At 72.1% G+C, this 12,956-nt stretch carries 11 protein-coding genes and 1 pseudogene; 10 read left to right on the top strand and 2 right to left on the bottom strand.

The features are described from left to right. Positions 1 to 14: 14 nt before the first annotated feature. From IE140_RS12280 to IE140_RS12250, 7 genes are all read left to right on the top strand, one after another. Positions 15 to 989 carry a TerC family protein gene (locus IE140_RS12280; protein ID WP_150196446.1) on the top strand — a complete coding sequence of 325 codons (975 nt, stop codon included), beginning with the start codon at positions 15 to 17 and terminating at the stop codon, positions 987 to 989. Positions 990 to 1,050: 61 nt separating this feature from the next. Further along, positions 1,051 to 1,254, top strand: a complete 204-nt coding sequence (locus IE140_RS12275; protein WP_093438471.1) for a hypothetical protein — start codon at positions 1,051 to 1,053, stop codon at positions 1,252 to 1,254. A gap of 109 nt (positions 1,255 to 1,363) precedes the next feature. After that, positions 1,364 to 2,167, top strand: a complete 804-nt coding sequence (locus tag IE140_RS12270; protein ID WP_150196445.1) for a VOC family protein — start codon at positions 1,364 to 1,366, stop codon at positions 2,165 to 2,167. A gap of 172 nt (positions 2,168 to 2,339) precedes the next feature. Next, positions 2,340 to 2,735 (top strand): TOBE domain-containing protein, encoded by a 396-nt coding sequence (locus IE140_RS12265; protein WP_030075662.1) that lies wholly within the window; start codon positions 2,340 to 2,342, stop codon positions 2,733 to 2,735. Positions 2,736 to 2,820: 85 nt separating this feature from the next. Next, positions 2,821 to 3,636 carry a molybdate ABC transporter substrate-binding protein gene (modA, locus tag IE140_RS12260; protein WP_150196444.1) on the top strand — a complete coding sequence of 272 codons (816 nt, stop codon included), beginning with the start codon at positions 2,821 to 2,823 and terminating at the stop codon, positions 3,634 to 3,636. Between the two features lie 80 nt (positions 3,637 to 3,716). After that, positions 3,717 to 5,669: an ABC transporter permease gene (locus tag IE140_RS12255; protein ID WP_150196443.1), complete on the top strand. Its 1,953-nt coding sequence runs from the start codon at positions 3,717 to 3,719 to the stop codon at positions 5,667 to 5,669. Positions 5,670 to 5,776: 107 nt separating this feature from the next. Next, the gene (locus tag IE140_RS12250) at positions 5,777 to 6,142 is read left to right on the top strand and encodes a PH domain-containing protein (RefSeq protein ID WP_032767112.1); all 366 of its coding nucleotides are present in this window, start codon (positions 5,777 to 5,779) and stop codon (positions 6,140 to 6,142) included. Positions 6,143 to 6,175: 33 nt separating this feature from the next. Here IE140_RS12250 and IE140_RS12245 read toward each other — a convergent pair whose 3' ends face one another. Next, the gene (locus IE140_RS12245; RefSeq protein ID WP_150196442.1) at positions 6,176 to 6,946 is read right to left on the bottom strand and encodes a peptidoglycan recognition protein family protein; all 771 of its coding nucleotides are present in this window, start codon (positions 6,944 to 6,946) and stop codon (positions 6,176 to 6,178) included. Between the two features lie 193 nt (positions 6,947 to 7,139). Here IE140_RS12245 and IE140_RS12240 point away from each other — a divergent pair, with 193 nt between their 5' ends. Beyond that, entirely contained in the window at positions 7,140 to 8,675 is a 1,536-nt protein-coding gene (locus IE140_RS12240) for an APC family permease (RefSeq protein ID WP_150196441.1), read from the top strand. A gap of 1 nt (position 8,676) precedes the next feature. Continuing rightward, the gene (locus IE140_RS12235; protein WP_032767115.1) at positions 8,677 to 9,114 is read left to right on the top strand and encodes a universal stress protein; all 438 of its coding nucleotides are present in this window, start codon (positions 8,677 to 8,679) and stop codon (positions 9,112 to 9,114) included. Between the two features lie 110 nt (positions 9,115 to 9,224). Here IE140_RS12235 and IE140_RS12230 read toward each other — a convergent pair whose 3' ends face one another. Then, positions 9,225 to 10,454, bottom strand: a complete 1,230-nt coding sequence (locus IE140_RS12230; protein WP_150196440.1) for a cation:proton antiporter — start codon at positions 10,452 to 10,454, stop codon at positions 9,225 to 9,227. A 204-nt stretch (positions 10,455 to 10,658) separates the two neighbouring features. Here IE140_RS12230 and IE140_RS12225 point away from each other — a divergent pair. Beyond that, positions 10,659 to 12,924 (top strand): annotated as a pseudogene (locus IE140_RS12225) (MMPL family transporter). Positions 12,925 to 12,956 lie beyond the last annotated feature (32 nt).

The following is a 12,956-nucleotide window of genomic DNA, read 5'->3' as shown; positions in this document are numbered from 1 at the left end:
GGGAGGTCTCCGGCGTGGACGTACCGGTGTGGCTGTGGATCGTGTTCGGCGTGACCGTCGTCGTCTCCCTGACGGTCGACCTCCTGGCGCACCGCAAGGCGCATGTCATCGGCTTCAAGGAGGCCGGGCTGTGGAGCGCCCTGTGGGTGGGTCTCGCGCTGGTCTTCGGCGGGGTCGTCTTCCTGACGCTCGGGACGACCGCCGGAACGGAGTACACGACCGCGTGGCTGCTGGAGAAGAGCCTCTCGGTCGACAACCTCTTCGTCTTCGCGCTGATCTTCGCGTATTTCAAGGTGCCCCGGGAGTATCAGCACCGGGTGCTCTTCTACGGGGTCATCGGCGCCCTGGTGTTCCGGGCGCTCTTCCTGACCGCCGGTGTCGCGGTGGTGAACCGCTTCACGTTCGTCCTGTTCCTCTTCGCCGCGGTCCTTTTCTACAGCAGCTACAAAATCCTCAGCGGCCAGGAGGAGAATTTCGACCCGGGCAAGAGCTTCGCGGTACGGCTGCTGCGGAAGATCATGCCGGTCCAGGACGAGTATTCCGGCACGCATTTCGTCGTCCGCAAGGAGGGGCGGCGCATCGCGACGCCGCTGCTCGCGGTGGTCGCCGCGATCGAGGCGGCCGACCTCATCTTCGCGGTCGACAGCGTGCCCGCGGTGCTCGCGGTCAGCGACGACCTGTTCATCGTCTACACCAGCAACGCGTTCGCGATCCTGGGGCTGCGGGCCCTGTACTTCCTGCTGGCGGGGCTGCTCGACCGGTTCCACTACCTGAGCCACGGGCTGGCGATCATCCTCGCCTTCATCGCGGTCAAGCTCGTCCTCCAGGCCTGCCACAAGATGATCAGCACCTCGATCCCGGAGATTCCGTCGCCGGTGAGCCTCGCGGTGATCGTCGTCATCCTGGCGGTGTCGGTGACCCTGAGCATGCGCCGGCCGCCGCAGGACCAGGACGGTGGAGAGGCCTCCGGCACGCATACCGACAAGTAAGGCAGAGGCAAAGCAAAGGGAAAGACTTTCCCAAATCCCCTGCCGGGCCTATCGTGAGTAAATGGACAGCAAAAAGCGTGACCTTCATCAGCGGGCCGCTTTCATGTGCCCCACCTGCAAACAGCCCGTCTCCTCCGAGATCCACCGCCACAAGTCCCTGGGGATCTTCGTCCCGGTGTGGCGCGCGGGCCCCTGCGAGAACCCCGACTGCCTGGAGTACGCCGCCGCCCGGGAGTGGCGCGCCCGGCACCGCTCACGCCACTGACGCTCCCGGCCGGTCCTCTCCGGGCCGCCCGACGCGCGGACCGGCCCCCGGGTGACTAGCGTTGGCCGTACGGCAGAGTTCGGGGACTTCAGGGAAGGACCGGCGCGCCATGGCTGTACAACCCGAGGGCACCCCGTGCTGGGCGGACGCCATGTTCGCCGACGTCGAGGGCGCGAAGAGCTTCTACGCGGACGTGCTCGGCTGGACGTTCGGCGAGAGCCTGGCGGAGTTCGGCCACTACACACAGGCGTACGCGAACGGCAAGGCCGCCGCCGCCGTCTCGCCGCCCATGCCGGGCGAGGAGGGAAACCCCTCGTCCTGGTGCCTCTACCTCGCCTCGCAGGACACCGCGGCGACCGTCGCGAAGGTCCGCGAGAACGGCGGCGAGGTGCTGGTGGAGCCGATGGAGGTCGGCGTGTTCGGCACGATGGCGCTGGCCCGCGACCCCGGCGGAGCCGTGTTCGGCATCTGGCAGGGCAACACCCATGAGGGGTTCGAGACGGAGATGGGCGCACCCGGCGGGTACTGCTGGTCCGAGGTGTTCACCCGGGACGCGAAGGCGGTGGACGCGTTCTACCCGGCGGTCTTCCCGTACACGGAGCAGAAGATGGACGAGGCGTCGATGGACTTCGCCGTCTTCCAGGTCCAGGCGCAGCCGGTGCTCGGCCGGATGGTGATGGACAGCGACTTCCCGCCCGAGGTGCCGTCGTACCTCAACGTGTACTTCGCCGTCCCGGACTGCGACGCGGCGGTGGCGAGGGCGACCGAGCGCGGCGGAGTGCTGCACTTCGGGCCGATGGACAGCCCGTTCGGCCGGTTCGCGGTGCTCGGCGACCCGCAGGGCGCCGCGTTCTCCGTGATCGACGTGACCACCACCAAGGGCGAGATGCCCGAGATGAGTCCGGTGACCTGACCCGGGCTCATCACCCCCGACGGGCCGCGCACCGGAGAACGGGCGCGGCCCGTCCGACTGCCCGCGCACCCCGCCGCCGGCCTCGTGGATTCCTCCAACGCCCCTCGCATCTGCGATGGAACATCGTCCAGAGAATGGCACATGCCACCCTGATTGGCCTAGCGTGTCGCACATGCAGTCCTACACAATCGGTCAGGCAGCACGACTTCTCGGGGTCAGCCCCGACACCGCCCGCCGCTGGGCGGACGCCGGCCGGGTCGCGACCCATCGCGACGAGGCCGGCCGCCGTCTCATCGACGGCCGCGCGCTGGCCGCCTTCTCGATCGAGGTCGGCCAGAGCGCGGGCGGCGAGGACGAGGCCCCCTACACCTCGGCCCGCAACGCGTTCCCCGGCATCGTCACCGCGGTGAAACTCGGCGACGTCGCGGCCCAGGTCGAGATCCAGGCCGGGCCGCACCGGCTCGTCTCGCTCCTGACCCGGGAAGCGGTGGAGGAGCTGGGCCTGGAGGTCGGCATGCAGGCGACCGCCCGCGTGAAGTCGACCAGCGTGCACATCGACCGCACCTGAGCCCGCCCCGTACTCCCGGACCGCATCCGCGCGTACGCCCACGCCCCATGGCCTCACGCCCACGCTTCCAAGGAGCCGCACCCTCATGTCCCTCCTGCTCACCCGCCGCCGCGCGGCCGCCGCCGCCCTGACCGCCGCGCTCCTCGTGCCGCTCGCCGCCTGCGGCAACGACGACTCCGGCACCGCGAAGGACAAGGGCACGTCCGGCGACTCGGGGACCGCGTCCGGCGCCCCGCAGGCCGATCTGACCGTGCTGGCCGCGTCCTCCCTGACGGACGTCTTCGAGGAGGCGGGGGCCGCGTACGAGGCGAAGAACCCCGGCACCGAGGTGACGTTCTCCTTCGCGGGCTCCCAGGAGCTGGCCGCCCAGGTCAAACAGGGCGCCCCCGCCGACGCCGTGGTCACCGCCGACACCAGGACGATGGACGGACTCTCCGGCGACACCGGCAAGCCCACCGTCATCGCCAAGAACCGCCTGGTCATCGCCACGGGCGAGGGCAACCCGGAGAAGGTCGGGAACCTCAAGGACCTCGCCGACCCGAAGCTGAAGGTCGTCCTGGCCGCCCCCGAGGTGCCGGTGGGCCGCTACAGCCGGCAGATCCTCGACGCGCAGAAGATCGAGGTGAAGCCGGTCTCCGAGGAGCCCAACGTCCGCGCGGTCCTCAGCAAGGTCGAGCTGGGCGAGGCGGACGCCGGGCTCGTCTACAGGACCGACGCCTCGACCGCCACCGACAAGGTCGACGCGATCGAGATCCCGGACGCGGAGAACGCCATCGCCTCCTACCCGGCCGCCACACTGAAGGCGTCCAAGCACAGCGAGGCGGCCGCCGCGTTCGTCGCCTGGCTCTCCACGCCCGAGGCGCAGAAGATCTTCCAGGCCGCGGGCTTCCAGCAGCCGTAACCGCTCACACCGCTCCCGGCGGGCCCGTACCGTCCGACGGGCCCGCCGGGCACCGCACTTCCAGGACGACGAGGTCACCGATGAAACGCCCGGTCCGCCGCCGTACACCCGGGGCCCGCGCCCCGCTCCTGCTGACGGTGCCCGCGCTGCTGGCCGTGGCCTTCCTGATGCTGCCGCTCGTCGGGATCCTGGCCCGCACCTCCTGGGGCGAGCTGGGCGACCACCTCACCGCCGAGGCCACCACCGAGGCGTTGCGGCTCTCGCTGCTCGTCTCGCTCTGGTCGCTGGGACTCTCGCTGCTGTTCGGGGTGCCGCTGGCCTGGCTGCTGGCCCGGGTCCCGTTCCCCGGCAAGGCGTTCGTCCGCTCGCTGGTGCTGCTGCCGATGGTGCTGCCGCCCACGGTCGGCGGCGTCGCCCTGCTGCTGGCCTTCGGGCGGCGCGGGCTGCTCGGCCCCTGGCTGGAGGACACCTTCGGCATCACGCTCCCCTTCCACACCTCGGGGGCCGTGCTCGCGGCGACGTTCGTCGCGATGCCGTTCCTGGTCATCTCGCTGGAGGGCGCGCTCGGCGGACTGCGTCCCCGGTACGAGGAGACCGCCGCGTCCCTGGGGGCGTCCCCGATCCGGGTGTTCCTCACCGTGACGCTGCCGATGGTCGCCCCCGGGCTGATCGCCGGGGCCGCACTGACCTGGGCGCGGGCGCTCGGCGAGTTCGGCGCGACCATCACCTTCGCCGGGAACCTCCCCGGCACCACGCAGACCCTCCCGCTCCAGGTCTATCTGCTGCTCCAGGACTCGCCGGAGGCCGCCACCTCCGTGTCGCTGCTGCTCCTGGCCATCGCGATGATCGTGCTCGTCGCGCTGCGGGGCCGCTGGACCGGCACCCCGGGCGACCACCGGGACCCCGCGAGCCGTGCGGCGGCCCGCCCGGAGGACCCGGCCGCGACGGCCCCGCTCCCCGAACCGCCCCCGGGCCTCCCGCACACGTCCGTCCCCGAACCCTGGCCGCTCCACGCCGACGTCACCGGCTTCACCCGCCTCACCCTGGACGCCGGCCCCGGCACCACCATCGCGGTGGTCGGCCCGAACGGCGCGGGCAAGACGACGCTCCTGCGGGCCCTCCTCGGCCTCACCCCCCGCGCCCGCGCCGAACTCCGCCTCGGCGACGACGACGTCACCGGCCTCCCCCCGCACCGCCGGGGCGTGGCCTGGGTCCCCCAGGACGGCGCCCTCTTCCCGCACCTGAGCGCCCTCACCAACACGGCGTACGGGCTCCGCGCCCACGGCGTGCCGCGCGCCGAGGCCCGCCGCGAGGCCCAGGGCTGGCTGGACCGGCTCGGGGTGGGCCACCTCGCCCACCGCAGGCCCGCCCAGCTCTCCGGCGGCCAGGCCCAGCGGGTCGCCCTGGCCCGCGCGCTCGCCGCCCGCCCGCGCCTGCTGCTGCTGGACGAACCGCTCGCCGCCCTCGACCAGACCACCCGGGCCCGGGTCCGGCACACCCTGCGCGGGCACCTCGCGGAGTTCGGCGGGGTCTGCCTGATCGTCACCCACGATCCGGTCGAGGCGGTCTCGCTGGCCGACCGGGTCCTGGTGCTGGAGGACGGCCGGGCCCTCCAGGACGAGCCGCCCGCCGAGGTCACCCGGCACCCGCGCTCGCCCTGGGTGGCCCGGATGCTGGGCCGCAACGCCTGGCCCGGCACCGCCACCGCCGACGGGCTCGCCCTGGAGGGCGGCGGCCGGCTCGTGGTCGCCGAGCCCCTCCCGTCGGGCACGGACGCCCTCGCGGTCATCGCGCCGGAAGCCGTCTCCGTACACCGGGAGCGGCCCACCGGATCGCCGCGCAACGTCTGGCCGGGCACGGTCCGCGAGATCACCTCGGCCGGCAGCCGGCTGCGGCTGCTGATCACCTCCGCCGAGGCCCCGGACCTGGTCGCGGAGATCACCCCGGGGGCCGCGGCCGAACTGGGCATCGCCGACGGAAGCGCCGTCTGGACCAGCGTGAAGGCGACGGAGGCGACGGTCGTACCGCTGTAGCGGGAAGGGCGTCGGGAGGTGTCGGCAGGCCGGCCGCGGGAACCGGAGACACCACCGCGGACGTACTTCTTACGACTCTTGACGCACATTCGGAGAAACGGGGACCCATGGCACTGTTCGGCAACGCCCACACGATCAACCCGGCCACCGCCCAGCAGGACTACGCGAAGCTGCTCGGACAGGGCGAGCAGGTGCACGCCGCGTTCCTGCTGATCCGCGACACGATCCTGTTCACGGACCGGCGGCTGATCCTGGTCGACAAGCAGGGCATCACCGGCAAGAAGACCGAGTACCACTCCGTGCCGTACCGCAGCATCACGCACTTCGCGGTCGAGACGGCCGGGACGTTCGACCTCGACGCCGAGCTGAAGATCTGGATCTCGGGGAACCCGACCCCGCTCCAGAAGACGTTCACCAAGGGCGTCGACATCTACGAGGTGCAGGCGATACTCACGCAGTTCGTCGCCCGGTAGCCCCTCGCGGCGCCCGGCTCGGAAGGACAGGGCTCAGAAGGACGGGCGCAGCCGGGCCGCCGCCGAGTGGCCGGGGACGGTGGCGCGCAGCTTCGCGGCGCGCTCCCGCAGTTCGGGCAGCAGCGCGTAGAGCGCGTCGCCGGGGCAGCGGGTCTCGAAGCTGTCGCGGTGGCCGGAGATGACGTGCAGCCGGGCCACCTGCCCCTCGTCGAAGCGGCTCTCGTCGTTCGTCGAGACCAGGTCTACGCTGCCCAGCGGATCCGCCCCGGGCCGCAGCTTCCAGGCGGCGAGCCGCACCAGCGCGTCCAGCATCGGCTTCGGCACCTCCGCCCCCGGGCCGAAGTTCCCGATCGCCGCGATGCCGACCGTGTCGGCGTTGAACCCCTTGGTGTGCGCGCCCAGCACCGAGCGGCCGACGCCGCCGGCCCGGCCCTCGTAGATGGTGCCGCAGCGGTCGACGAGGAAGTTGTAGCCGATGTCGTCCCAGCCGTCCTGCCGGATGTGGTCGCGCTGGACGGCCCGGATCAGCTCGGGGGCGTCCGCGCAGTCGTAGTCGTTGGGATTGCCGGTGTGGTGGATGAAGACCGCCCGGGCCGCGCCCGTGTAGTGCGGCCCCTCCCGGACCAGCTTCTCGTCCGCGTGCCAGTCCCGGCGGCTGACCATGGCCGGCTGCGGGAGGCCGCGCGGCGGGCGGGGCCCGGTGGCCAGCTCCGCCCCCGGCGCGCGGAACACCGGACCGTCCCCGAGCACCAGGAGGGCCAGGGGCAGGAGCAGAACGCCCAGGACGAGTCGGCGGGACCACATGGACTCCAGCCTGCGCCCCGGCCTCGGGGTTCGCAGAGGAGCGGGCCGTTCGGGTGACGTTCGGCCGGACCTCCCCGGGCCCTCCCCGCAGCCCGGACGCACCGCCCGGAATGCGGCTTTCGCCGGGTCTTCTTACGATGAGATCCGGATCATCGCCCGCTCCCGGCGGCGGTGCCCGGCGGAGCGAGGAACCATGGCCCACGACCGTGTGCGGGACGAACCGGATGTCGGCCTCAAGCCGAACGCGATCGGGTTCGTCGACGCCCTTGTCATCGGTCTGAACGCGACCTCTCCGGCGTACTCGCTGGCCGCCGTCATCGGCCCGATCGTCGCCCTGGTGGGGATCTACGCCCCGGGCGTCATGTTCGCCTCGTTCGTGCCGATGCTGCTGATCGCCTCGGCGTTCTACTACCTGAACAAGGTCGACCAGGACTGCGGTACGACGTTCTCCTGGGTGACCCGGGCGATGGGCCCGTGGGCGGGCTGGCTGGGCGGCTGGGCCATCACCATGACCGGTGTCCTGGTGGTGGGCTCGCTGGCCGATGTGGCGGTGAGCTTCACCCTGCTGGCGGTGGGTCTGGACGGCTGGGTCGAGAACGACTTCGCGCGCCAGTTCCTCACCGTGCTGCTGATCATCGTGATGACCGGGCTCTGCGTCATCGGCACCGAGCTCTCCGCCAAGGTGCAGAACGTGCTGATCCTCCTCCAGATCGCCTTCCTGCTGGTCTTCGTCGCGGTGGCGCTCTACCGGGTGTACGCGGGCACGACCGGCTTCGACTCGATCGAGCCGTCCTTCGGCTGGCTCGACCCGTTCGGCGCGGGCGGTGCCGCGCTGACCGGCGGGCTGCTGCTCGGGGTGTTCATCTACTGGGGCTGGGAGTCCGCGGTCAACCTCACCGAGGAGACCGAGGACTCGGCCAGCGCCCCCGGCAGGGCGGGCCTGTGGTCCACCGTCGTGCTCCTGGTGACCTACCTGTCGGTCGCCATCGCGGTCGTCGCCTTCGCGGGTACGGCGTTCCTGGCGGAGAACGCGGGCGAGGAGGAGTTCATCTTCGCCCAGCTCGCCGGGGACGTCCTGGGCGGCTGGGACTGGATCCTGCTGCTGGCGGTGGCCACCTCCGCGATCGCCTCCACCCAGACGACGATCATCCCGGCGTCCCGGACCGCCCTGTCCATGGCCCGCCGGCAGGCGCTGCCGCAGCACTTCGGGCACATCAGCCCCCGGTTCCGTACCCCGGACGTGAGTACGTGGTGGGTCGCCGGGATCGCGATCGCCTGGTATCTGATCGTCAACCAGATCTCCACCGACGCCCTCTTCGACTCCCTGACCGCGCTGTCCCTGCTGATCGCCTTCTACTACGCGCTCACCGGGGTGGCCTGCGCCGTCTACTACCGGCGCCATCTCACCGAGAGCCTGCGCAACTTCCTGCTCATCGGGCTCGGCCCGGTGGTCGGCGCCGGACTGCTGACCTGGCTGCTGGTGCGCTCGGTCATCGACATGTCCGACCCGGCCAACTCCTACAGCGGCACCTCCTGGTTCGGGCTCGGCCCGCCGCTCGTCATCGGCATCGTGATCGCCCTGGTCGGCGTGGTCCTCATGGTGGTGTGGCGGCTGCGCGACGCGGTGTTCTGGCAGGAGCGGCCGGGGGTCGCGGACCCGGACCTGGTGCACGCCACGGTCACCCGGACGGACGGCCCCGGTGACTCCGGTGCCGGAAAGGGGCCGTGAGATGTCGGTCGTCCTCGGTTACGACGAGTCCCCCGGCGCCGCCCGCGCCCTGCGCATCGCCATCGAGGTGGCGGCCGCGTACGGGGAGGAGCTGGTGATGGTCTACGGGGCCGCCGCTCCCGGGCTGCGTGACGGCGCGGAGTACCGCAGCCACTACGACGCGATCCGGCAGGCCGGGCGCACCGGCCTGGAACACGCGCTCACCTCCGCCGAGGAGGCGGGCGTACCCGCCTCGGTCGAGGTACTGGACGAGAAGCCCGCCCAGGCCCTGCTGGACGCCGCCGAACGGCACGGGGCCCGGGTCATCGTGGTCGGCACCTGGGGCGAGAGCCCGATGCGCGGGGCCCTGCTGGGCTCGACCCCGCACAAGCTGCTGCACATGTCGACGGTCCCGGTGCTGTGCGTCCCGACGGAGGAGGGCCCGGAGCAGCAGCCGTAGACGGCCGTACGGGGCCCGGAGCAGCCGCAGCGTAGACGGCCGGGCCCGGAGCAGCCGCAGCCGTAGACAGCCCTACGGGCCCGGAGCAGCCGCAGGCACAGGCGAGCGGGTCACCACGCCTCCCCGCTCTCCGCCGTCCGCCCCGGCACGGCCCTGCCCCCGTCCCCGCCCTCCTCGCCGCGCAGCAGCCGGAACGCCAGGAGCGGGAACACCAGCACCGACACCATCGCGGCGGCGACCAGGGCCGCGGCCTCCCCCGCTCCGATCACCCCGTCGTCCAGGCCGATCGCGGTGATCGCGACCACCAGCGGCAGACACGTGGACGAGAAGAGCCCGAGCGCGGCCCGCGGGGCGCGCCCGCTCAGGTCACGCGGGGCCAGCAGATACGCCGGAACCCCGCGCACCAGCAGGAACAGCAGCAGGAAGACCGGCAGGAGCACCAGCGGGCGGCCGTCGTCCAGGAGCGCCGCGAGGTCGAAGTCGATGCCCGTGACGATGTAGAAGAACGGCACGAGGAAGCCGAAGCCCATCGCCTCGACCCTCTCCAGGATCGCGTCGCTGCGCTCGGGCACCGACCCCTGGAGGACGAGCCGGGTCAGCATCCCCGCCGCGAACGCGCCGAGCAGCGTGTCCAGGCCGAAGACATGGGCGAGCCCCAGCATGCCGGCCAGCAGGAACATCACGAAGCGCACGGCGAACTGGCCGCTGGAGTGCAGGGTCGCGGCGACGATGTGCGCGAACCACGGCGGCCTGGGCCGCAACGCCCAGAACACCGCGCCCGCCGTGACGACCGCGAACACGGCCAGCACCACGCTCGCCGCCCCCGGGCTGCGCCCGCTGAACAGCAGAGCCATCGCGATGATCGGCCCGAACTCCCCGACCGACCCGAACGCCATCACCACCGAGCCGAACCGCCCCTCAAGACGCCCCGAGTCCCGCAGGATCGGCAGCACGGCTCCCAGCGCGGTGCTGGTCAGCGCGGTGCCGATGACCAGGCTCTTCGCCAGGTCCGCGCCGCTCAGCAGCAGGGCGACACCGAGCCCGGCGGCGAACGACAGCACCCAGGCCCCGCCGGCCCGGCGCAACGTGTCGCCGCGGACCTCGGCGAACCGGATCTCGTACCCCGCCAGGAAGATCAGCATCGAGAGCCCGAGGTCGGACAGGGTGTCGATGACCTGGTCGTGGTGGGCCCAGCCGAGCACGTCGGGCCCGACCAGGATCCCGAGCACGATCTCGAAGATGACGACGGGGACCGGCAGCCACCGCCCGGTCGCGTAACCGAGCAGCGGGGCGAGAACCGCCAGGGCCATGATCAGAACAAGGGTGCCCGGGTACTCCATCGCTCGTGTATAGCAAGGAACGCCCCGAAATCATCCGCTATGACACTCTCGGCCGGACCGCCCGTTCCCGGCTCCCGTCACCCGTTCCCCCGCACCGGCGTGCCGGGCGGCGGCCGGGGCCGTTGAATGCGAAGTCCGCGACCCCTCGAAGGCATCCTGCCGGGAGCACGGTCCGCGAACGGGGCGGGAGGCAGGAGCGACCGCATGCCGTCGTCACAGGCCCGCACGGGGACGGATACCGCCCCGCGCCGCCGGGGTGCGCTGCGCAACACGGGCGAATGGTGCGCCCGGCACTTCGTGACCGTCCTCGTCCTGTGGGTGGCCGCGCTCGCCGGGCTCCAGGTCCTCCAGCACGCCTACGGCGGCGACTACTCCGACGACTTCTCGCTGCCCGGCACCCAGTCCCAGGACGGACTGGACGTGCTGAAGGCACACGCCCCGCAGGCGGGCGGCTACAGCGCACAGGTCGTCCTGCACGACCCGGACAAGCCGCTCACCTCCGTCTCGGACCAGGTGGCCACCGCCGTCACCGACCTCCAGAAGCTCCCGGACGTGCTCTCGGCGCAGAGCCCGCTGCCGTCGTCCGGCTCCGCCCCGCCCCCGCCGCCCGACCCGAACACCGGACCGCTCTCCACCGACCAGAAGACCGCCTACATCACCGTCCGGTTCAGCGTGCAGCCCTCCACCCTCGACCCGTCCTACCTGGACGGGGTCGACGAGGCGGTGCAGCCGCTGCGGTCGGCCGGGGTGACGGTGGAGTACGGCGGTTCGCTCGGGGAACTGGCCCGGCCCGAACCGAGCGACCGCACCAGCGAGGCGATCGGCTTCGGGGTGGCGATCGTGGTCCTGCTGATCGGCTTCGGCAAGTCTGCTGGCCGCCGTGCTGCCGCTGGTCACCGCGCTGATCTGCGCCCTGTGCGGGCTGGCGCTGCTGGGGCTGCTGGCCGCCGCCGCGACCTTCGCGACCGTCTCCCCGACGCTCGCCACGATGATCGGCATCGGCGTCGGCATCGACTACGCCCTCTTCCTGGTCACCCGGCACCGGCAGAACCTCGTCGACGGCCAGGACCCGGTGACCGCCGCCGGGAACGCCGCCGCCACCAGCGGGCACGCCGTGCTGCTCTCCGGCTGCACGGTGATCATCGCGCTGTCGGGCCTGTGGGTCTCCGGGATCGGGTTCATCGGCAAGCTGGGCCTGGCCGCGGCGGTCACCGTCGTCACCGCCGTGGCGGGCGCCCTCACCCTCGTACCGGCGGTCCTCGGTCTGCTCGGCCGCCGCATCGACCGCGTACGGGTACGGAGACCGGTGGCCGAGACCGTACCGGCGCCCGAGGGCGCGGAGCCCGGCGGCTGGCACCGGTACGCGCAGCGGGTGGAGCGGCGGCCCTGGTGGTTCCTGGCCGGCGGGGTGGTGGTGCTGGCCGTCCTGTCCTTCCCGCTCCTCTTCATCCAGCTCGGTCACATCGGCGACGGCGCCGACCCGAAGTCGTTCACGGACCGGCGCGCCTACGACCTGATGTCGAGCGCCTTCGGGCCCGGCTCCAACGGCCCGCTGACCCTGGTCATCGACCAGAGCAAGGTGTCATCCGGCGACCGTTCCGCCCTCGCCGACCAGGCACAGAAGGCGCTGACCGGGGTGCGCGACGCCGAGGTGATCACCCCGCTGACCGCCACGTCGGACGGCGACGTGCTGACCGCCACCGCCTACTCGGTGGCCGCCCCGCAGGACGGGCGGACGACCTCCCTGACGAACCGGCTCACCGACGACGTCCTGCCGCAGGCCGTCTCCGGCTACGACGCGAGCACGTACGTCACCGGTACGACCGCCGCCCAGGTCGACTTCCTGGACATCGTCTCCAGCAGGCTGCCGCTGATCATCGCCGTCGTCGTGGGCCTGGCGTTCCTGGTGATCCTGGCCGTCTTCCGGGGCCTGCTCGTCGCGGTGAAGGCCGCCGTGCTCAACGTGCTGTCGATCGCCGCCTCGTACGGCGTCGTGGTCGCGGTCTTCCAGTGGGGCTGGGGCGGGCCGGCGCTGGGGGTGTCGGGCGAGGTCCCGATCGAGAGCTACGTGCCGATGATGATGTTCGCGATCGTCTTCGGGCTGAGCATGGACTACGAGATCTTCCTGCTCTCCCGCATCCACGAGGCGTGGGTGCGCACCGGGGACCCGCGCGCGAGCGTGGCGCACGCGCTGGAGATCACCGCCCGGGTCATCACCTGCGCGGCGCTGATCATGGTGAGTGTCTTCGCCGCGTTCGTCATCAGCGACAACATCGTGGTGAAGATGCTGGGCCTGGGGCTCGCCGCCAGCGTGCTCATCGACGCCACCGTCGTACGGCTGCTGCTGGTCCCGGCGGTGATGACCCTGCTCGGCCGGGCCGCGTGGTGGATCCCCGGCCCGCTGGACCGGATCCTGCCGCACCTGGACGCCGAGGGCAGCGCCCACCCTCCGCCCGAGCGGGCCGGGTGACGGGATCCGGGTGCGGGCGCCGCCGGGGACCG

The organism is Streptomyces parvus (assembly GCF_014648875.1).
Taxonomy (GTDB): domain Bacteria; phylum Actinomycetota; class Actinomycetes; order Streptomycetales; family Streptomycetaceae; genus Streptomyces; species Streptomyces parvus.
This window is presented reverse-complemented; position numbering and strand designations above follow the sequence as displayed.

Coding starts and splice junctions, on each gene's coding strand:
- IE140_RS12275 (WP_093438471.1), top strand. CDS start 1,051: ATGGACAGCAAAAAGCGTGACCTTCATCAGCGGGCCGCTTTCATGTGC.
- IE140_RS12270 (WP_150196445.1), top strand. CDS start 1,364: ATGGCTGTACAACCCGAGGGCACCCCGTGCTGGGCGGACGCCATGTTC.
- IE140_RS12265 (WP_030075662.1), top strand. CDS start 2,340: ATGCAGTCCTACACAATCGGTCAGGCAGCACGACTTCTCGGGGTCAGC.
- modA (WP_150196444.1), top strand. CDS start 2,821: ATGTCCCTCCTGCTCACCCGCCGCCGCGCGGCCGCCGCCGCCCTGACC.
- IE140_RS12255 (WP_150196443.1), top strand. CDS start 3,717: ATGAAACGCCCGGTCCGCCGCCGTACACCCGGGGCCCGCGCCCCGCTC.
- IE140_RS12250 (WP_032767112.1), top strand. CDS start 5,777: ATGGCACTGTTCGGCAACGCCCACACGATCAACCCGGCCACCGCCCAG.
- IE140_RS12245 (WP_150196442.1), bottom strand. CDS start 6,946: ATGTGGTCCCGCCGACTCGTCCTGGGCGTTCTGCTCCTGCCCCTGGCC.
- IE140_RS12240 (WP_150196441.1), top strand. CDS start 7,140: ATGGCCCACGACCGTGTGCGGGACGAACCGGATGTCGGCCTCAAGCCG.
- IE140_RS12235 (WP_032767115.1), top strand. CDS start 8,677: ATGTCGGTCGTCCTCGGTTACGACGAGTCCCCCGGCGCCGCCCGCGCC.
- IE140_RS12230 (WP_150196440.1), bottom strand. CDS start 10,454: ATGGAGTACCCGGGCACCCTTGTTCTGATCATGGCCCTGGCGGTTCTC.